Raw genomic sequence first — 18,243 nt, 5'->3', positions numbered from 1 at the left:
CAGAGCTAGGTATTACGAATTACGAATTGCTCTTCCCTCCTGCCCCTGCATAGATTACGAATGGAGTTTTAAAGATGCCTCTTAGAGATATTCCTCAGGTTCCTTACCGGATGCCGGGAGGACAATATACGCAATGGATTAGTATCTATAGTCGTCTTGCTCGTGAGCGGATTATTTTCCTCACGGAGGAAGTGAACGACTTCATGGCTAATGATATCGTTGCTGCCATGTTATACCTTGATTCCGAAGATCCTGGTAAAGATATATACTTGTATATCAACTCTCCTGGTGGCTCGGTGACATCTGGGTTGATGATTTATGACACCATGCAGCACATTAAATCTGATGTGGTGACAATTTGTGTGGGTTTAGCAGCTTCTATGGGTTCCTTCCTGTTAGCTGGGGGAGCGAAAGGTAAGCGTTTAGCCCTACCTCACTCCCGGATCATGATCCACCAACCTTCCGGTGGAACTCGTGGACAAGCAACGGATATCGAAATTGAAGCCAAGGAAATTTTGAGAATTCGTCATCAGCTAAATGAAATTTACGCTGAAAATACAGGTCAACTGCTAAGCAAAATTGAAAAAGACATGGATCGTGACTTTTTCATGTCCGCAGCTGAGGCAAAAGAATACGGACTAATTGATAAAGTCATTGAAGAACGTATTTAGGGATTAGGTTATGGGTAATCGGTGATGGGCAAGGAAAAAGGTTAAGGAGAAATGATTCGACTTTCCTCACCACCCAGGGGAAGAGGACAGAGTTAAGGGGCAAAGATGTTTTCCTTTTAACTGCTAACTCGGAACAATTACCGATTATCCATTACCAATTACCCAAATTGCCAATTTGGTATTTATGATTGAGCCTGTAGGCTATAAGCTTGTAGCTGATAGCTAGAAATCGCGCTTTTAATAGCTCAAGATGGATCTTGGAGATTGCTACCGTTTGTTAGGTTTAAGGTCGGGCGCTTCCTTCGCGGATGTGAAAGCGTCCTATCGTCGTTTGGCGCAGCAATATCATCCTGATATTAACCCTGGTGACCAAAAAGCGAAAGACAAATTTATTGCAGTGACGGAAGCCTATAAGGTGTTGTTGGATACATTGCCGACACCGGAAATGTCTTCTGTGTCAACCCATTGTGTAACTGCCACCAGTACGGAAGTTCAGGAAAAACGTTCTAGAACAGTTACGCAAGAACCACCACCCCAGCCAAAAGTCAAACCGCCTCATATTTCTGAAATTGAACAACGGCTGAAGTGGAAGACTTATGAACAGTTACAGAGATATTTGAAAGAAAGAAAATTTCCCCAAGCGATCGCCCTTGTGGAAGCTCTAGCAGCGAGGATGCCAGATGATGCTGAGGTTCGACAATGGCAGGCGATCGCCTATAAAATTTGGGGCAGGGCGTTAATTGCTGAAAATCAACTACTCAAAGCCAAAATTTATCTGAAAAAAGCTCTAAAAACTGACCCCTACAACAAAACCCTCTGGCAGGAAATTCAGCAGGACTTCCAGCGCTTAGAACAGGTATTTTAGAAGAAGAGGAGTAATGAGTAGTGATTGATGGGTAGAGACGGGTTAGCGTGTCACAAAGCGACTCAGTTCCTCTGTTAGCGTAGCTCTCCCGTTCGCGTAATGTGTAAAAAAACGTGTAGTGGGAGCCTCTTGCTCCCTGATTTTAGAAAGTAGGCAAGTTGATTTGTATTTTATTGATGACCGCTACTTGATAAAAATTCAAATAACGTTAATAATTATTTTGCTATAATCGGCACTTTTAAAAATATCTTTTGCATACAGTTTTGGGGTATTCAGTTATCCAGAAAAATGGCAATCTGTGTTACATATTGACTTTGAGAAAAAAACAACTTCATGACAACTTTACAAAAATAATTATGAGCAAAATAAAGACAAGAGAAAAGATTAACGAATTGCGCTCGGAGACGACTCATGGTAGCTCTCACAGGGAACGCTCAAAAACGACTAACTATTCAAACTGTAGAAATTGCTCCTAACACCACGGCAATGCGCTCCCTTGATTGGGATCGGGATCGTTTTGATATTGAATTTGGATTGCAAAACGGCACTACATACAATTCATATTTAATTAAGGGCGATCGCATAGCCCTAGTAGATACATCCCATGTGAAATTTCGGGATTTATACCTGGAGAATCTGAAAAAGTTAGTTAATCCTAAAGCCATTGACTATATCATTGTCAGCCATACAGAGCCAGATCATAGCGGCTTAGTGGAAGATGTTCTCCAGTTAGCACCAAGAGCTACCGTACTAGCATCCAAAGTTGCTCTGCAATTCCTGGAAAACTTAGTCCATGAACCTTTTTCCAAGCGAATCGTCAAGAGTGGCGATCGCATTGATTTAGGTCAAGGTCACGAAATCGAATTTGTCAGCGCTCCTAACCTGCATTGGCCCGATACTATCTTCAGTTTCGACCACAAAACCCAAACTCTTTACACCTGTGATGCTTTTGGGATGCACTATTGCAGCAATGACACCTTTGATGTCAACCTGGAAGCTATCGAGCCTGATTTTCGGTTTTACTACGATTGTTTGATGGGTCCCAATGCTCGCTCATTGTTGAATGCGATGAAGAAAATGAGTGAACTGGGCAAAATCAAAATCGTTGCTAACGGTCACGGTCCCCTACTTTACCATCACCTGGATATTCTGCGGGAGTGTTACCAAAGCTGGAGCCAAAAACAAGCTAAATCAGAAACCATTGCTGCCTTATTTTATGTTTCTGACTATGGTTATGGCGATCGCCTTGCCCAAGCTATGGCTCATGGTATCCAGAAAACCGGAGTCGGTGTAGAAATGCTCGATTTGGGTAGTGTGGAAGTTCACGAAATTCAAGAGGTCGCCAACCGTTCTGCTGGTATTATCATTGGGATGCCGCCCAGTACCAATGCTGCTGCTCAAGCTGGTATTAGCTCCCTTTTATCCGTAGTTAAACCCAAGCAAGTTGTCGGTTTCTACGAAAGCTACGGTGGAGACGATGAACCTATCGACACCCTGCGTCGTAAATTCATTGATGCTGGAGTTAAGGAAGCATTTCCAAGCATTCGTATCAAAGAAGTACCCACCTCCAATACCTTCAAACATCTAGAAGAAGCTGGTACCGACTTAGGACAATTACTTGTCCGGGAACGTAACATCAAACAGCTGAAATCCCTAGATGTGAATATGGAAAAAGCCCTGGGACGAATCAGCACCGGACTCTACATCATCACCACCAAAAAAGGTGACATCAACGGTGCTATGTTAGCATCCTGGGTGACTCAAGCTAGTATCCAACCCCTAGGTTTTACCATCGCGATCGCTAAAGATCGGGCGATCGACTCCTTAATGCAGGAAGGGGACAAATTTGTTCTCAATGTCTTGGAAGAAGGCAACTATCAAGACCTGAAAAAACAGTTTCTCAAGCGCTTACTGCCCGGTACAGACCGCTTTACAGGTGTGAAGACCCAAAACGCCAAAAACGGCTGTCCTATCCTGACAGAGGCTCTTGCATACATGGAATGCGAAGTCAACAGTATGATGGAATGCAGCGACCATTGGATTCTTTACTGCACAGTTGAGGACGGTAAAGTATCTAAACCTGAAGGAGTCACCGCAGTTCGTCATCGTAAGGTTGGTAACTATTACTAAATAGGGAAATTTGCCAGGATATCCTACACCCGAATACGGTTCAGTTAATGAAATTTAGTTCTGGAGGATCCCCCCAACCCCCTTGAAAAGGGGGATTTAGTTCTCTCCTTTTTAGGGAGGGTTAGGGAGGATCAAGTCTTAACTGAACGGTATTGCACTCCATTTTCCCTCTGCTATCTGCTCTCCCTTCACCGCCTAAATTATGAATAATCCTAATCCTCGTGACGTGCAGGTGTTGCCAATTGCCACGGACACCACAGTATTAAGAGCGCGTAGTTGGACACGTCTGCGGTTTGAAATTGAATATGCTTTAGCTCGTGGTACAACATCAAATAGCTATTTGATTGCTGGTGATCAAACAGCGCTGATTGATCCACCTCCAGAGACTTTTACAGAGATGTATATTGAAGCTCTGCACAAGTGTGTGGAGTGGGAAAAGTTAAATTATGTCGTGATTGGGCATTTTAACCCGAATCGTCTTTCTACCCTGAAAGCACTGTTGAATGTTGCACCTCATATTACCTTTGTTTGTTCCCTACCCTGTGCGACAAGTTTGACAGCTAGCTTTAGCGATCGCAACTTGAAAATCTTAGCGATGCGGGGTAAGGAAACTTTAGATTTGGGTCAAGGTCATATCCTCAAGTTTATCCCGATTCCTAGCCCCCGATGGATAACGGGGCTGTGTACCTACGATGAACAAACCCAAATTCTCTACAGTAATAAGTTATTTGGGACTCATATCTGTGGTGATGATGTCTTTGATGAAGATTGGGGTTTACTGAAGGAAGACCAACGTTACTATTTTGACTGCTTAATGGCTCCCCATGCTTCCCAGGTGAGAGCAGCATTAGAAAAAATCTCCGAATATCAGATCAGAATGTATGCTCCTGTCCATGGTCCCTTAGTTCGCTATGGGTTTATGGAACTAAGCAAATTTTACGATAATTGGAGCAAATCCCACACAGAGCGGGAAATTACCGTTGCCTTACTTTATGCTTCTGCCTACGGTAACACGGCAACCTTGGCTCAAGCTATGGCATTGGGCTTAACTAAGGGTGGTGTCGCTCTGGAAACCATTAACTGTGAATTTGCGGAACCTGATGAAATTCGGGCAGCGATCGCTAAAGCTGATGGTTTTGTCATCGGTTCTCCTACCATTGGGGGAAATGCTCCGACTCCGATTCACACTGCTTTGGGGGTAGTTTTAGGTAATGGTGATAACAGTAAATTAGCGGGTGTCTTTGGTTCCTACGGTTGGAGTGGGGAAGCCTTTGATTTAATTGAAGGTAAGCTCAAAGATGCTGGTTATCGCTTTGGGTTTGAGACTTTGAAAGCGAGATTTAAACCCTCTGACTTAACCCTGAAACAATGTGAAGAAATGGGTATAGATTTTGCCCAAACCTTGAAAAAAACGAAAAAATTACGCCTACCTCAACCTGTGGCAACCCCTGTAGAACAAGCTGTTGGACGTATTGTTGGTTCTGTTTGTGTGATTTCTGCCAAACAGGGAGAAATTTCCACCGGGATGATGGGTGCTTGGGTGTCGCAAGCTACCTTTAATCCTCCTGGTATTACCGTGGCGATCGCTAAGGATAGATCGGTAGAGTCTTTGATGTATCCCGGCGGTAAGTTTGTCTTAAATATCCTGGCAGAAGGGGAGCATGGGGAATATATGAAACATTTCCGTAAGTCTTTTGCTCCCAATGAAGATAGATTTTCCAGTTTCCCTACCGCGATCGCTGATAATGGTTGTATTGTTTTGACTGAGGCTTCGGCTTACCTGGAATGTACCGTAGAAAAGCGGATGGAATGTGGCGATCACTGGGTAATTTACGCTTTGGTTGATAACGGTAAGTTAATTAAACCGGAAGCTGTCACTGCTATCCATCACCGTAAGTCTGGTAGTTATTATTAGATTTCAAGTTTAGTTAACGCGAGTTTGATGAGCTTGGATGTTTCGATAAATCCATAAAAAACTGTCCCAATAAGGATTAGAAATCCCCATCTAACATCCAAAGTCCATTAAAAATTGACTCGAAATATAAATCGAATCCTTTGCTATCAGTCCTCTTGTAGAGGACTTGAGCTATTAGACAGCGATTAAAAATCGCTGGGTCTCAAGTTTAGTTAGTTCTCATTATGGCGATATGTTGGAGATTTGAGACTCCGACTATCGTCTTTTTTCTGCGGCGAGAAATTGGTTTTAGACCCTCATAACCCCGCAAGGGGACGAAAAGGCAACTTGAGAAAAATGTAATTACCTTCCAAGATGGGATACCTAGGCGATCGCCTATCGCGTATCGATATCGCCACTAACGACGGAGCCCAAAAGTATAATTAAAAGCAAAGCATCAAAATAAAAAGCTGTGATTTTTGCAAATAAATACTTATATTTCACAAAATATAGTTACTAAAAACACCATTCCTGATAAGTACAACAACCAAAGCGATCGCCTAACAATTCTCTGTGGAGTTCTTGACTTTTCGGGTGATGAAATACAACCCCACCCGCCCTATCGGGCACCCTCCCCGATTTCGGGGAGGGATGGGGAGGGGTTCTTCCATACCTCATTCCTGATAAGTACAACAACCAAAGCGATCGCCTAACTATTCTCTGTGGAGTTCTTAACTTTTTGGGTGATGGGTATTTGGATAATAAATTCTGTACCTTTGTCTGGGGTAGATAAACACTGTAATTCACCTTGGTGTTTTTCCACAATAATTTGGTAGCTGATAGATAAACCAATTCCCGTACCTTTACCTACTGGTTTGGTGGTAAAAAATGGGTCAAATATTTTGGCAAGGAGGGTTTCTGGTATTCCTAATGCATTATCTTTGATGTGGATAGCGATCGCTTCTGGGGTGATGTGTTGGGTACGTATCTGAATCTGGGGTTGGATGGAATGGGTTTCGATGACTTCTTCGAGAGCGTCAATCGCGTTACTGAGGATATTCATTAATACCTGATTTAACTGCCCAGGGTAGCATTCTACTGGGGGTAAATTGTTGTATTCTTTGGTGACTGCGATCGCGCAGCGATGGGGTTGCACTTTCAGACGATGATTCAAAATCATCAAGGTACTATCGATTCCGGAGTGAATGTCTGCAAATTTACACTCAGCTTCATCCAGACGGGAGAAATTCCGCAGGGAAAGGACAATTTCGGCAATGCGATCGCTACCCACCTTCAAGGAATTGATTAATTTGGGTAAATCTTCTTGTAAATAGTCTAAATCGATTTCTTGAATTAGCTGATTAATTTCGGCATTAGTTTCAGGATAGGATTTTTGGTATAGGTGTAATAATTTAAAAACATCGCTGACATAATTAGTTAAAGGTGACAGATTCCCACAAATAAAGCTCGTCGGATTATTAATTTCGTGGGCAATTCCTGCTACCATTTGCCCTAAACTAGACATTTTTTCGGTTTGAATTAATTGAGTTTGTGTTTCTTGTAATTCTGCTAAAGTTGCTTGTAATTGTTGCATTTGTTCTTGAATTGTCTGTTCTCGTAGAGACAATCTTTCTGCCATATTGTTAAAATTAACTGCCAGTTCTCCAATTTCATCTTTAGACATAACTTCTGCTCTTTCTGTAAGTTTGCCTTGGGAAAACTGTTTTGCTACCTGTGTAAGATGTTTGACGGGACGCGCGATCGCTCTTCCTAAAAGTCCAGCTAATCCAATATCAATTAGTAATGTGAGGATGGCGATCGCTGCTTGTAGGGCTAAACTATCTCTGAGTAAATTATTTAAATCTGTTTCTGGTGTACCCCTCACTAATACTGCGACTGGTTTACCTGCATAGTTTATAAGCTTTTTTGCTGCAACTGTATAGGTTTTACCTTGTAGAGAAATTCGCTCAGTGACAATCTGATTATTTGTAGTCACTGCACTTGCTAACAAAGATGTATTTGGTAGGGGAAAATTTAGTAAATATGGGGAATTGGCTGTAGTTTTATCCGGATTTTGTTGAGAATTAGTTGTCTCAATTGCCGCAGTTGCTAAATGAAATTCTCCCGTAGATGATTGTAAATAAACTGCACTATAACCACCATCTTGTGCATCTAAGGTTTGAGTCACAATCGGTAATTTTTGATTGACTATATCTCCAGATATCAATGCACCAATCACTTGACGAGTCTGTGGATCTTTGACTGGTGTGACTGTGTAGCGAATCAAGGATTCTTTCCCCGCAACCCCTGACGGTAAGGGAGGATTCTCCTTGGTTAATTCTTCCCAGGAAACAATTTCACTGGTTTTGATTTGCTCTGGTTTGCGGAAAACCTGGGTGACTAAATTCTGGGGATTAAAGATTTCTCCTTGGCGATCGCGATTAGCATTGGCAATAATTCGGAAGTCTTGACTGACTAAAGTTGCATATTCAATTTTACGAGCTTTAACTTCATTTTGTAATATTTTCTTGACTTCCTGTTGCAAGCTAGGACTAATTTTTTGAAATTGGCTATATTGTTGGGCAGCAGAGATGATTGCTACATTATCGGATTGTCCCCGAAAACCAAATCCCATTTGATTAATTTTAATATTATAGTTAATCTCCGTTACCGCTAGTTCTGACTTCGCTTGATTCACTAAAAGACTACGCCCACCACTAATAATTAATAGGGAACCTGTTCCCACTAGCCCCACAATTGAAATCACTTCCGAAGTAAATAGGGCAATTAATTGCTTTCGCCGAATTGGCAAATTATAAAACCATTTTAAAATCATGAATACCCTTAAAACCAGAGATAATGAAAGTCAGCAATAAATAGTTAAAATAGGTCTAATTGATGTTATTATTGTGGTAGCTTGAATGATATCTATTTCAAATCATTAAGGCTTTCTCTTTGTTGTCATCTCATGACAAAGTCAACCCGTGAATGCTGAATGCTTTCCCCGGAGAGTTTCAATTTAATTAATTTTCCTTAGTCAAAAATGACAGACAAACACACCCATTTATCTAAATATACCCAAAAATTAACTAAACTACTCCTATCTGTCTAATACTACCGATTCATAGCAAAGAGAATGGATGATTATTTAGTTGTGAAGTGATTTTGCTTTACTTAAAAACTCTGCAACTGTCTGATTAAATACCTCTGGTTCCGTCAAAAATGCCCAATGATTACCAGGTACGCGGGAGATTTGCAGATTTTTGAGATATTTTTTGTATGGTTGCAGTTGCCAGTCGAAACGATTGACACCTTTTTCCGGTTGGATTAGCAGTGTGGGTGTAGTTACAGGAACAGTTAAAGCCGGAACTTTCATGACTTCTTCAAAAATACCATTACGGGCGGCTACGGTAAACTTACTAACCCAAGTACCATCAGCTTTTTCGATAATTCCAGCTTGAAATACTTGTTGTTGTAGGGGTGTCCAATCTTTGTATTGTTTGAAGGTACGAGCTTTCGCCTCTGCTATATCATAACTGGCAAAGGGTCCCATTCCCTGAAGAAAGGGTAAAACGCGGTAGAAAAAGGGAAAGGTAAAGTTGAAAATACTGGACATTTTCCAGGCAAAAATTGGGTCTACAATCACCAAACTCCGGAAACGTTGGGGATTTTTTCTTGCCCAGATAGTACTCAGTTTAGCAGACCAGGAATGGGATAGGATATGGGCAGAGCTAAAACCGACGGTATCCATCAGCATTTCCAAATCGGCGATCGCCATCTCAAAACTATAACCCTGCTCCGGTTTACTGCTTTCCCCATGACCTCGCAAATCGGGAGCAATGATGTGATAATCTGAGGCGAGATGATTACCTAAGCTTGACCAAACCAGGGCATGATCAGCCATTCCGTGGAGTAATAATAAGGGTTCCTTTCCCTGATTCCATTCTAGGTAGGAAAGCTGAATATCTGGTGTTGAGAGAGTTTGACGTAGGGGTAACATGATTTGTCAATTTTACAGATATAATTATTGCCCTGGGTTGTGGGATAAAATGCAGTTTTTGCCAAGTATTGGGTATTGAGATGATATTACCAAAAAAGCAACCTAGCAGGAATTCAATTCCATATAAACAGCATACCTAAAATTAACCCAGGTAAGATATCTTCTCCCGAAATTGTTGTCGGTGCTGTCAATATTTCTACAGTTTTTCCCTGGCGATAAATTTCTACACAACGGTTTTTTCTATCAATTAACCAACCTAATTTTACACCCCCATCCATATATTCCTGCATCTTCTTTTGAATTTCTGGCAAACTATCCGATGGAGACATTAACTCTAAAATAAAATCAGGGGCAATGGGGGGAAATTTTTCCCGTTCTTCTTGCGATAAACCTTCCCATCTCGACTTTTCTATCCAAGATACATCTGGAGAGCGGTTAGCACCATTCGGAAGTTTAAAACAAGTGGAGGAATCGAAAACTTCTCCTAATTCTGTTTCTTCATTCCACAAAACAAATTTAGTGATGATTTTCGCAGTAATTTTTCCGGTTTCTCCTCCCGTTAGCGGCATAATAATTAATTCCCCCCTGGTATTACGTTCAAATTTGATATCGGGGTTCTGCCGACATAGTTGATAGAATTGCTCATCACTGATTTCAGTAATACTTTGAAAATTAATTGTAATGCTGGTCATATCAATGGGGAATTTGATATTTGCTCTTAATTATATAGGAATCCCGTTGGAATATTGAAAAGATTTAGGTATGTTTCTTATTTGTAGCGTGTGTTAGACGTAAGTCGTAACGCACCAAAGTCTGACATGATAGGGCGTTATGCTTCGCTAATAGCACCCTACCTATCTTTTCAGAAATCAAATATGATTCCTATAGCGTTTTTCTATTTATATCTCAAAACTCAATTCCTAACCTTTACCAAAGACAGAGAAGATAAGGCATAGTTTTATCATTATTAATGCTAAGTTAATTCAAGGTAAGGTAATAAAAAAATTGCAAAAGACCCCAGTAATATCAATCATTTGATTGTCAAAGGTCGAAAAACATCTCAAAATTGACAGAGTCATGGAGGGTGAGCGGGGTCGGTTTTACGCTATAAATGGAGAATGAAGACTGGGAAAATACGTAAATCTCTGCGTCAGCTCCTCGCTGTGTTTCGCTACAGTGGGAAAGCTGTGGTTTTGGTTTGGAATACTCATCAACTCTTAACTATTACTCTCGCCCTACTTACCCTCATCTCTGGCTTACTGCCAGGAATTGTTGCCTATATCGGTAAGTTAATTGTGGATGCGGTAGTTCTATCTAACCAAGTTAATTCACAAAATCAGGGTGTTGTCAATCATTCTGGAGCATTAATGTATGTCGGTTTAGAAGCTGTGGCGGTGATTGTTTTGACTGGTAGTTTGCGGGGGCTAACTATTTGTCAGTCACTGTTGCGAGCGCTACTAGCTCAGAGGGTGAATGTACTGATTTTAGAAAAAGCTCTCACCCTAGAATTAGCCCAATTTGAAGACTCAGAATTCTACGACAAAATGATGAATGCGCGGCGGGAAGCTTCCATTCGTCCTTTGTCTTTGGTAAATCGAACCTTTGGTTTAGTACAGAGTGGATTATCTTTATTTACCTACGGTGCTTTACTAATTAAGTTTTCTTTCTGGGCGGTGGTGGCATTAATTATAGCTGCGATGCCTGCGTTTGTTGCGGAGACGAAATTTGCAGGGCAAGCATTTCGCTTGTTCACTTGGCGCGCACCGGAATCTCGTCAACAGCATTATTTGGAAACCTTGGTAGCGAGGGAAGACTTTGCCAAGGAAGTCAAGCTTTACCAACTGGGGCAAATGTTGCTGGGGCGCTACCATGGTGTATTTCAGCAAATGTATCGAGAGGATAGGGATTTAACTTTACGACGGGGATTTTGGGGTTATGTCTTGAGTTTATTGAGTACTGCGGCTTTTTACATTGCCTATGGGTGGATTGTCATGGAAACCATGGTAGGAAAAATTACCCTAGGAGACATGACAATGTATCTGACAGTGTTTCGTCAGGGGCAAAATACCTTTGCTGGAGCGCTGACTTCTATCGGGGGAATGTACGAAGATAATCTGTATCTTGCCAATTTGTACGAATTTTTAGAATCAGAGGTGACTCCACCCCAGGGTAGGGCAACCCAAGGAAGCAAACCTGGTGATGGGATTCGCTTTATTGATGTGACATTTACCTATCCTGGAAGCAGTGAACCTGCATTGAAGCAGATTTCTTTCCATATCCAACCGGGAGAAAAGTTGGCGATCGCCGGGGAAAATGGTTCTGGAAAAACGACTCTGATTAAACTGCTCACCCGACTCTATCAACCGGATTCGGGAATCATCTTACTGGATGGTTTAGATTTGCAAGCGTGGGATGTAGATATACTACGCAGACGCATGGGAGTAATTTTTCAGAATTTCGTTCGCTACCAGTTCACCGTCGGGGAAAATATTGGTGTGGGGGATGTGGAAAATCTCCAAGAGCAGCAAAGATGGAAAACTTCCGCCGAAAAAGGGATGGCTCTATCATTCATTGAAAAACTACCCGCAGGTTTTAGCACCCAACTGGGAAAATGGTTTAAGGGAGGACAGGAATTATCCGGGGGGCAATGGCAAAAAATCGCCCTTTCTCGTGCTTTAATGCGGACAAGTGCAGATATCTTAGTTTTAGATGAACCCACATCTGCGATTGATGCACAGGCAGAATATGAGATTTTTAACCATTTCCGCACCCTTACCAAACATCAAATGGTGTTTTTAATTTCCCACCGCTTTTCCACAGTACGTATGGCTGACAAAATCCTCGTAATTGAGCATGGGGAAATTTTAGAACAAGGTAGCCACGCCGAATTATTAGCCCTTGATGGCAGGTATGCACAGCTATTTCATTTGCAAGCTGCCGGATATCGTTAGGGAAGGGGCTAGAAACACCTAGCTTGAAAAAGCTGGAGACAAGGGAGATAAGGGGGACAAGGGGGATAAGGGGGATAAGGGAGACAAGGGGGACAAGGGAGACAAGGGGGACAAGGGGGATAAGGGAGAAATAATTAATGCCCAATCCCTATTTTCATGTGTCCTGGTGTACGCAGTTCATGATGGCTACTTAATCGTTATCTGCATCCACAAATAAAGACTCCAAATCTCTATAACCACTAACTACACGCAAAATCTCAATTCCAGTGTCAGTAACTCGATAGAGAATTATGTAACCTTCTAATGGTAAGTCTCGCAAGTAATCCTTAATATCTGCATAACTGCGTCCCATATTGGGGAAATTCGCCAGATATCTACATTTTTTATTAAACTCATCAACAAAACGCTCCCCTGCATCAATATTATGGCTTGTGAAATAATCAATAATTTCTTCTAAATCTTGATTCGCTTCTGGAGAGATAATGTGCTGTTTCATCTTTGATTCTCTCGAGCTTGCCGCAGTTTTTCTCGCAGTCGTTCAACCACAACTTCCCCCTCAATTCCTTCACCTCGTTCCAATTGTTCAGCAGCAACTTCTACTTTTTGACGAGTTTCTTCCACCCAATTTTGATAGCCTTTCTCCCACTCATCCAATAATCTCAATGCTTTACTAATAACATCTTCCGGATTTTCATATTTACCCCTGGCAATTTGTGCTTGAATAAATTGCTCATCTTCTGGCTTAAGTCGAATATTCATAATTTTCATCTTATACGGTGGATTTGTTCTTATATCCTCTATTATAAAGATATCCATTAAATTCAAGAAAAAACCTCTATCCTTTTCCTGATTCATGACTAACCATGAGATTTATTTCTGAACCGCCAATTCCAGTCAAAATCCAAAAAATGAAAGAACGGGTGCGATGGATGCATCCTAGTATTGTGCAACGGGGAATTGACCAAACGGCAATGGTTCTAGATGATGGAAAAGAGGAGAATCCAGAATTTTCTTTTTTGGTGATGGGGGATAGTGGAACCCAGTCACATTACCAACAAAATCCCCAGCGTCTAGTCGCAGAGCTAATGCTACCCCACCTGGAAGAATGTCGCTTTGCTCTACATACAGGTGATGTGGTTTACATGGTGGGTTCCCATGAATATTATCCGCAAAACTTTATTGAACCCTATCGGGAGTTTCTTGTCGGTGGAGAAAACTGGAAAAATATCCATAGCGATCGCATGGTATTTAAAACTCCCATCCTCCCAGTACTCGGCAACCATGACTACTACGATGTCCCCCTGATGTACCGTCTCATTGCTGGGATGACTCTCCCCCTACGTAAACTCTTTCGCTACAAAGATGTGGAAATCGGTTGGCATGGTTCTAACCAGGGCAAAGCCTACGCCCAAGCATTTCTTGATTATCTCAAAGCCTATCTGTCTCCGGAACAAATAGCACTCCACCTCGATAAATATTACACTGGCAAAACTGACACCGGACGCTGTTTGCGTTATCAACCCGGACATTTCACCCGTTTACCCAACCGCTACTACACCTTCCGCTATGGTGGGATTGATTTCTTCGCCTTAGATTCTAATACCTTTAACAAACCCATACCCCTACCAGACACCCTCGAAGGTACCAACTATCGTCAAAAATTAGCCAAGCAACGCCAGGAAATTGAGCAAGAAGAATTACAGTTATTAGAAGCTTGTAATAAATGCGACCCTGAAAACTCCGAACAATTAGACGCTCTCCAAGCCAAGTTATACCAAATTGATGAAGTTAAAATCGACATCGAAAAACAACTTGCCTCCCATGCAGAAGACACTACCGACTGGGAACAATTGCAATGGTTGCGTGACAGGTTAATCGCTTCCTGGGAAAATCCTCAAGTGCGCGGACGTATTATTTATTTCCACCATCCCCCCTTCGTCACGGAAGCCAGTAAGTGGCATCAAGCACAAACCCTGGCAGTCCGTCGTCGTCTGCGCTGGGTGTTTGATGCGGTGGCAGCAAAAGTCACAAATATTACCGAGGGTCGCTCGATTGTGGATTTAATCTTTAACGGTCATGCCCACTGCTTAGAATACTTACACACCGTTGATACAGGACACGCAGACTCCCATCTTAACTGTATCATTTGTGGTGGTAGTGGTCGCCGTCCCCGTCGTCAGCGTCCCGAAGGGGGAGATTTAGCAGAAATTTTTGAAGTTCCAGAAGGCAGAGTTATCCGTAAAGTTGCTGACTCTAAATTATTCCTTGGTCGTAATGGCTACAGCAGCACAAAACGTTTACCCTATTCCTCTTTGCGGGTAGATGTACAACCAGGAAACCCCCCTAAGTTTATTCTCAAACCTTTGGTGGTAGAAAGATTTGCCGGAGAATGGCACTATCCAGAGTTGGAACCCTTAATCATGGGGTGAATATGTTTACTCTTCTGTTAAATCAAAATTGACTCGCGCATAATTCCACACTTTACAGGTTTGTTTTTTTTGCTATACTAAGCGTAGTCGTTATGAGTTTGTATATTAAAAGCTGTCATGAGTAACCCAAGAATAGAAAACTTAGTAATTATCGGTTCTGGTCCTGCTGGTTACACTGCTGCGATTTATGCTGCACGAGCAAACCTTAAACCCGTGGTATTTGAGGGTTTTCAAGCTGGGGGTTTGCCTGGTGGACAGTTGATGACGACAACGGAAGTTGAGAATTTCCCAGGTTTTCCCCAGGGGATTACTGGACCGGAGCTAATGGATCGGATGAAAGCTCAAGCGGAACGGTGGGGTGCAGAATTATACACAGAAGATGTAATTCATGTAGATTTAAGCCAGCGTCCTTTTACCGTGCGTTCCGAGGAGAGGGAGTTGCAAACCCACAGTATTATCATTGCCACAGGAGCAACGGCGAAACGCTTAGGTTTGCCTAGTGAGTCAGAATTTTGGAGCCGAGGTATTTCTGCCTGTGCGATTTGTGACGGAGCTACACCGAGTTTTCACGATGCAGAATTGGCGGTAATTGGAGCAGGGGATTCCGCAGCAGAGGAGGCAATTTACCTGACGAAATATGGTTCTAAGGTGAATTTGTTGGTGCGCTCCGAGAAAATGCGTGCTTCTAAAGCGATGCAAGATAGGGTATTGACGAATCCCAAGATTCAGGTTCACTGGAATACCGAAGCAGTGGATGTTGTCGGTAATGGGTGGATGACAGGGGTGAAAGTCCGCAATCATCAGACGGGGGAAGAGAAGGAAATTCCTGCTAAGGGTTTATTTTATGCTATTGGGCACAAGCCAAATACGGGGCTATTTGCGGGACAATTAGATTTGGATGCCACTGGTTATATTCTCACCCAGGAGGGGATGAAAACTAGTGTCGCGGGGGTATTCGCTGCGGGGGATGTGCAGGATCATGAGTATCGACAAGCGATTACAGCTGCTGGTACTGGTTGTATGGCAGCACTTTTGGCAGAGCGTTGGTTATCGGAGCATAATTTAATTCAGGAGTTCCATCAAACCGCAGCTAGTCAACAGGTGTTACCACAGACAAAGGTGGAAACGGCAAAAAACCCTACAGAGTTTGATATTCAAGCGACTCGTCATGATGGTGGTTATGCTCTAAGAAAATTGTTTCATGAGAGCGATCGCCTACTTGTAGTCAAATATGTTGCCCCTGGTTGTGGTCCGTGCCATACCTTGAAACCTATACTCAATAAGGTGGTAGATGAATTCGATGGCAAGATTCACTTTGTGGAAATTGATATCGATAAAGACCGGGAAATTGCGGAAAACGCTGGGGTGACGGGGACTCCAACTATACAGTTCTTTAAGGATAAGGAATTGGTGAAAGAACTCAAAGGTGTGAAGCAAAAAAGCGAATATCGTCAGTTAATTACTGATTTGGTTTAGATGCTGTCAATAAGAAAAAAAGGGGTAGGGGCAAGGGAGAAGACTTTTTCCCTATAAGCTTCCTAGAAGCGATGCACTGAGCCTCTGGAAGGGAACGGAGCTTGTGTACCTATGTTTCGCTCCCCTTCACCCAAGGGCTTGTTCCCCCTGTCTCTTCCGGTCAAAGGAACACTTAAAATTACACTTTATTTTTAAGTATAGAAAAGTACTTAGTTAGAAATATTGGTAATAATATAATTAGGGGATTTGTTATTAGTTTTGAAAGCGCGATCGCCAAGGAAAAGCTTTTATCATAGACCTGTGACTATTTCTGGAGATATCTAACTAAAAATCCAAAATATCAAATCAAAACCACACTACCCTTTTGTCACCACCATATTTAAACTAATTAAAGTATCCAGAAATCGCAACGAACTACAATCATTAAACCAGCCAAATTCCTGCACCTGTGTATATTCTGTAAACCCAGCTTCTTCTAAATGCAAACCCAATATATCAGGGTCAAAGCCTACTTTATGCACGTCATATTCATTGGTTTGTCCACCAAACATCATCCGCATAATGTGATGCCGTTCTAAAGCCATTAAATTTGGATGAATAAACAACCAACATAAAACCTGTAAATTCGGCACACTAATATATAATTTTCCACCCGGTTTCAGAACGCGATGCCATTCTACTAAAGTTGCAATTAATTCATTATTTAAACCATAATAAAAATGTTCTAAAACATGACTTGCATAAATTGCCTCAATTGAGTCATCACTAAACTGACTTAAATCATTAGCATTACCAACAAAATCTACCTCTGGACGCGCTTCAATATCAAAAATCTTCCATTCTAAATGAGGTTCTTGTCCACCAATATGTAATTTAATTGCTTCCATGATTCTCTTCGATTATTTTGAGCTTTTCAGTCGGTAATTATTGTATTTATCCATCAAGATAACTTCAATTTTTCCAAATCGCCACTTGATTTCAGAAATCCTCGCACCATAGAATTTCTTGATTTCCGCTTATTGCTGCTCTATGGCTTTGAGTAATCTTTCTATTATTTGACGCGCTGATGGGTCTGCTATTTTATACCATTTCTCTAAATTCCGGCTACAGATAATCCTTCCCCTACCCCCTGCTGTCGAAGAATTAGTATTACTTGGGTTGATGCTTTTTAGCAGTTCTAATACTTTGTCTGTGGATAGTCAGCTTTTGTAAAATAGTGTATAAATATATACGCTTGTTATCCCCTTTTACCCTGATTTTTTGAGCGAATACAAATACTCATCTATTTTCCGGCTTAAACGCCTAGCGAGAAAATCACTTGCGTCTTTCAAAGTCTCATAAATGAGAATACCTTCTTCTCGATAGCGAGCAATTTTATCCTCTGTCCAATAATGGGGTGGTGCTTGTAAATTCGTGATTCTATCTGCTAACTTTACCATCCAAATTTCTGGTGGTTGCTGTTGAATCCGTCCTAAACAATCTGGCATTTGTAGATGTTTTTCCAAGGAATTATTTTTAGTTAAAGCCAGTACCCCCTGGGCAACATTTTCCCCAAATTCTTGGCAAATATCTTCAAAATCTATCTCTGTATCTTCAATGGTATCGTGCAAAATAGCAGATTGAATTGCTAAATTACCATCCCGTTCTGTCTCCACAGCTAAAGCTGCTATAACTTCCATTGTCACCAAGCTGAGATGCATAATATAAGGCATTTCCGAACCTGGAATTTTCTGCCCATTGTGTGCCTTTGCTGCAAATTTATAGGCTTGAATATAGGCTTCCTGCGACCAATTTGGTTTTATCATTATTAATACAGTGTAAACGTTG

The 18,243-nt window shown here is 41.7% G+C and carries 15 protein-coding genes; 8 read left to right on the top strand and 7 right to left on the bottom strand.

Annotation, left to right across the window (positions count from 1 at the left end; all coding sequences use genetic code 11):
- The first annotated feature begins 74 nt into the window (after nucleotides 1–74).
- The 5 genes from IJ00_RS02385 (at nucleotide 75) to IJ00_RS28070 (ending at nucleotide 6,273) form a co-directional block, all read left to right on the top strand.
- Nucleotides 75–671, top strand: coding sequence for an ATP-dependent Clp protease proteolytic subunit (locus tag IJ00_RS02385; protein ID WP_035149699.1), 597 nt, complete (start codon nucleotides 75–77; stop codon nucleotides 669–671).
- A 250-nt stretch (nucleotides 672–921) separates the two neighbouring features.
- Nucleotides 922–1,536, top strand: a complete 615-nt coding sequence (locus IJ00_RS02380; protein ID WP_035149697.1) for a J domain-containing protein — start codon at nucleotides 922–924, stop codon at nucleotides 1,534–1,536.
- A gap of 411 nt (nucleotides 1,537–1,947) precedes the next feature.
- Nucleotides 1,948–3,666 (top strand): diflavin flavoprotein, encoded by a 1,719-nt coding sequence (locus IJ00_RS02375; protein ID WP_035149694.1) that lies wholly within the window; start codon nucleotides 1,948–1,950, stop codon nucleotides 3,664–3,666.
- A 202-nt stretch (nucleotides 3,667–3,868) separates the two neighbouring features.
- A complete protein-coding gene (locus IJ00_RS02370) occupies nucleotides 3,869–5,581 on the top strand; it encodes a diflavin flavoprotein (protein ID WP_035149691.1) in 1,713 nt (570 codons plus the stop codon).
- A 458-nt stretch (nucleotides 5,582–6,039) separates the two neighbouring features.
- On the top strand, nucleotides 6,040–6,273 hold the full coding sequence (locus IJ00_RS28070) for a hypothetical protein (protein WP_144415967.1): 234 nt from the start codon (nucleotides 6,040–6,042) through the stop codon (nucleotides 6,271–6,273).
- Here IJ00_RS28070 and IJ00_RS02365 read toward each other — a convergent pair.
- From IJ00_RS02365 to IJ00_RS02355, 3 genes are all read right to left on the bottom strand, one after another.
- Nucleotides 6,270–8,396: a sensor histidine kinase gene (locus IJ00_RS02365; RefSeq protein ID WP_035149688.1), complete on the bottom strand. Its 2,127-nt coding sequence runs from the start codon at nucleotides 8,394–8,396 to the stop codon at nucleotides 6,270–6,272. The two genes, IJ00_RS28070 and IJ00_RS02365, sit on opposite strands and share 4 nt — an antisense overlap.
- Nucleotides 8,397–8,708: 312 nt before the next feature.
- Nucleotides 8,709–9,560, bottom strand: a complete 852-nt coding sequence (locus tag IJ00_RS02360; RefSeq protein WP_035149685.1) for an alpha/beta fold hydrolase — start codon at nucleotides 9,558–9,560, stop codon at nucleotides 8,709–8,711.
- A 113-nt stretch (nucleotides 9,561–9,673) separates the two neighbouring features.
- A complete protein-coding gene (locus tag IJ00_RS02355; protein WP_035149683.1) occupies nucleotides 9,674–10,252 on the bottom strand; it encodes a Uma2 family endonuclease in 579 nt (192 codons plus the stop codon).
- Between the two features lie 426 nt (nucleotides 10,253–10,678).
- Here IJ00_RS02355 and IJ00_RS02350 point away from each other — a divergent pair, with 426 nt between their 5' ends.
- A complete protein-coding gene (locus IJ00_RS02350) occupies nucleotides 10,679–12,511 on the top strand; it encodes an ABC transporter ATP-binding protein (protein ID WP_035149680.1) in 1,833 nt (610 codons plus the stop codon).
- 190 nt (nucleotides 12,512–12,701) lie between these two features.
- On the opposite strand, the gene IJ00_RS02345 is transcribed toward IJ00_RS02350, so the two are convergent.
- Together IJ00_RS02345 and IJ00_RS02340 are read right to left on the bottom strand one after the other, a co-directional pair.
- Nucleotides 12,702–13,007 (bottom strand): type II toxin-antitoxin system RelE/ParE family toxin, encoded by a 306-nt coding sequence (locus IJ00_RS02345; RefSeq protein ID WP_035149678.1) that lies wholly within the window; start codon nucleotides 13,005–13,007, stop codon nucleotides 12,702–12,704.
- Complete coding sequence (locus tag IJ00_RS02340) at nucleotides 13,004–13,270, bottom strand: type II toxin-antitoxin system ParD family antitoxin (protein WP_035158306.1); 267 nt, start codon at nucleotides 13,268–13,270, stop codon at nucleotides 13,004–13,006. Before IJ00_RS02340 ends, IJ00_RS02345 begins: the two co-directional genes overlap by 4 nt.
- A 104-nt stretch (nucleotides 13,271–13,374) precedes the next feature.
- Between IJ00_RS02340 and IJ00_RS02335 the strand changes: the two genes are divergently transcribed.
- Together IJ00_RS02335 and trxB are read left to right on the top strand one after the other, a co-directional pair.
- On the top strand, nucleotides 13,375–14,940 hold the full coding sequence (locus IJ00_RS02335; protein WP_035149676.1) for a metallophosphoesterase: 1,566 nt from the start codon (nucleotides 13,375–13,377) through the stop codon (nucleotides 14,938–14,940).
- Nucleotides 14,941–15,057: 117 nt separating this feature from the next.
- The gene (gene trxB / locus IJ00_RS02330; RefSeq protein WP_035149675.1) at nucleotides 15,058–16,416 is read left to right on the top strand and encodes a thioredoxin-disulfide reductase; all 1,359 of its coding nucleotides are present in this window, start codon (nucleotides 15,058–15,060) and stop codon (nucleotides 16,414–16,416) included.
- 356 nt (nucleotides 16,417–16,772) lie between these two features.
- Here trxB and IJ00_RS02325 read toward each other — a convergent pair whose 3' ends face one another.
- Nucleotides 16,773–17,303: a methyltransferase domain-containing protein gene (locus tag IJ00_RS02325; protein ID WP_035149672.1), complete on the bottom strand. Its 531-nt coding sequence runs from the start codon at nucleotides 17,301–17,303 to the stop codon at nucleotides 16,773–16,775.
- 360 nt (nucleotides 17,304–17,663) lie between these two features.
- Complete coding sequence (locus tag IJ00_RS02320; protein WP_035149670.1) at nucleotides 17,664–18,221, bottom strand: HD domain-containing protein; 558 nt, start codon at nucleotides 18,219–18,221, stop codon at nucleotides 17,664–17,666.
- Between the last annotated feature and the right edge of the window lie 22 nt (nucleotides 18,222–18,243).

Origin of the sequence: Calothrix sp. 336/3, from assembly GCF_000734895.2 — a bacterium.
Lineage (GTDB): Bacteria > Cyanobacteriota > Cyanobacteriia > Cyanobacteriales > Nostocaceae > 336-3.
This window is presented reverse-complemented; position numbering and strand designations above follow the sequence as displayed.

What these genes read in the sequence shown, in the direction of transcription:
- IJ00_RS02385 (WP_035149699.1), top strand. Translation starts at nt 75, where the DNA reads ATGCCTCTTAGAGATATTCCTCAGGTTCCTTACCGGATGCCGGGAGGA.
- IJ00_RS02380 (WP_035149697.1), top strand. Translation starts at nt 922, where the DNA reads ATGGATCTTGGAGATTGCTACCGTTTGTTAGGTTTAAGGTCGGGCGCT.
- IJ00_RS02375 (WP_035149694.1), top strand. Translation starts at nt 1,948, where the DNA reads ATGGTAGCTCTCACAGGGAACGCTCAAAAACGACTAACTATTCAAACT.
- IJ00_RS02370 (WP_035149691.1), top strand. Translation starts at nt 3,869, where the DNA reads ATGAATAATCCTAATCCTCGTGACGTGCAGGTGTTGCCAATTGCCACG.
- IJ00_RS02365 (WP_035149688.1), bottom strand. Translation starts at nt 8,396, where the DNA reads ATGATTTTAAAATGGTTTTATAATTTGCCAATTCGGCGAAAGCAATTA.
- IJ00_RS02360 (WP_035149685.1), bottom strand. Translation starts at nt 9,560, where the DNA reads ATGTTACCCCTACGTCAAACTCTCTCAACACCAGATATTCAGCTTTCC.
- IJ00_RS02355 (WP_035149683.1), bottom strand. Translation starts at nt 10,252, where the DNA reads ATGACCAGCATTACAATTAATTTTCAAAGTATTACTGAAATCAGTGAT.
- IJ00_RS02350 (WP_035149680.1), top strand. Translation starts at nt 10,679, where the DNA reads ATGAAGACTGGGAAAATACGTAAATCTCTGCGTCAGCTCCTCGCTGTG.
- IJ00_RS02345 (WP_035149678.1), bottom strand. Translation starts at nt 13,007, where the DNA reads ATGAAACAGCACATTATCTCTCCAGAAGCGAATCAAGATTTAGAAGAA.
- IJ00_RS02340 (WP_035158306.1), bottom strand. Translation starts at nt 13,270, where the DNA reads ATGAATATTCGACTTAAGCCAGAAGATGAGCAATTTATTCAAGCACAA.
- IJ00_RS02335 (WP_035149676.1), top strand. Translation starts at nt 13,375, where the DNA reads ATGAGATTTATTTCTGAACCGCCAATTCCAGTCAAAATCCAAAAAATG.
- trxB (WP_035149675.1), top strand. Translation starts at nt 15,058, where the DNA reads ATGAGTAACCCAAGAATAGAAAACTTAGTAATTATCGGTTCTGGTCCT.
- IJ00_RS02325 (WP_035149672.1), bottom strand. Translation starts at nt 17,303, where the DNA reads ATGGAAGCAATTAAATTACATATTGGTGGACAAGAACCTCATTTAGAA.
- IJ00_RS02320 (WP_035149670.1), bottom strand. Translation starts at nt 18,221, where the DNA reads ATGATAAAACCAAATTGGTCGCAGGAAGCCTATATTCAAGCCTATAAA.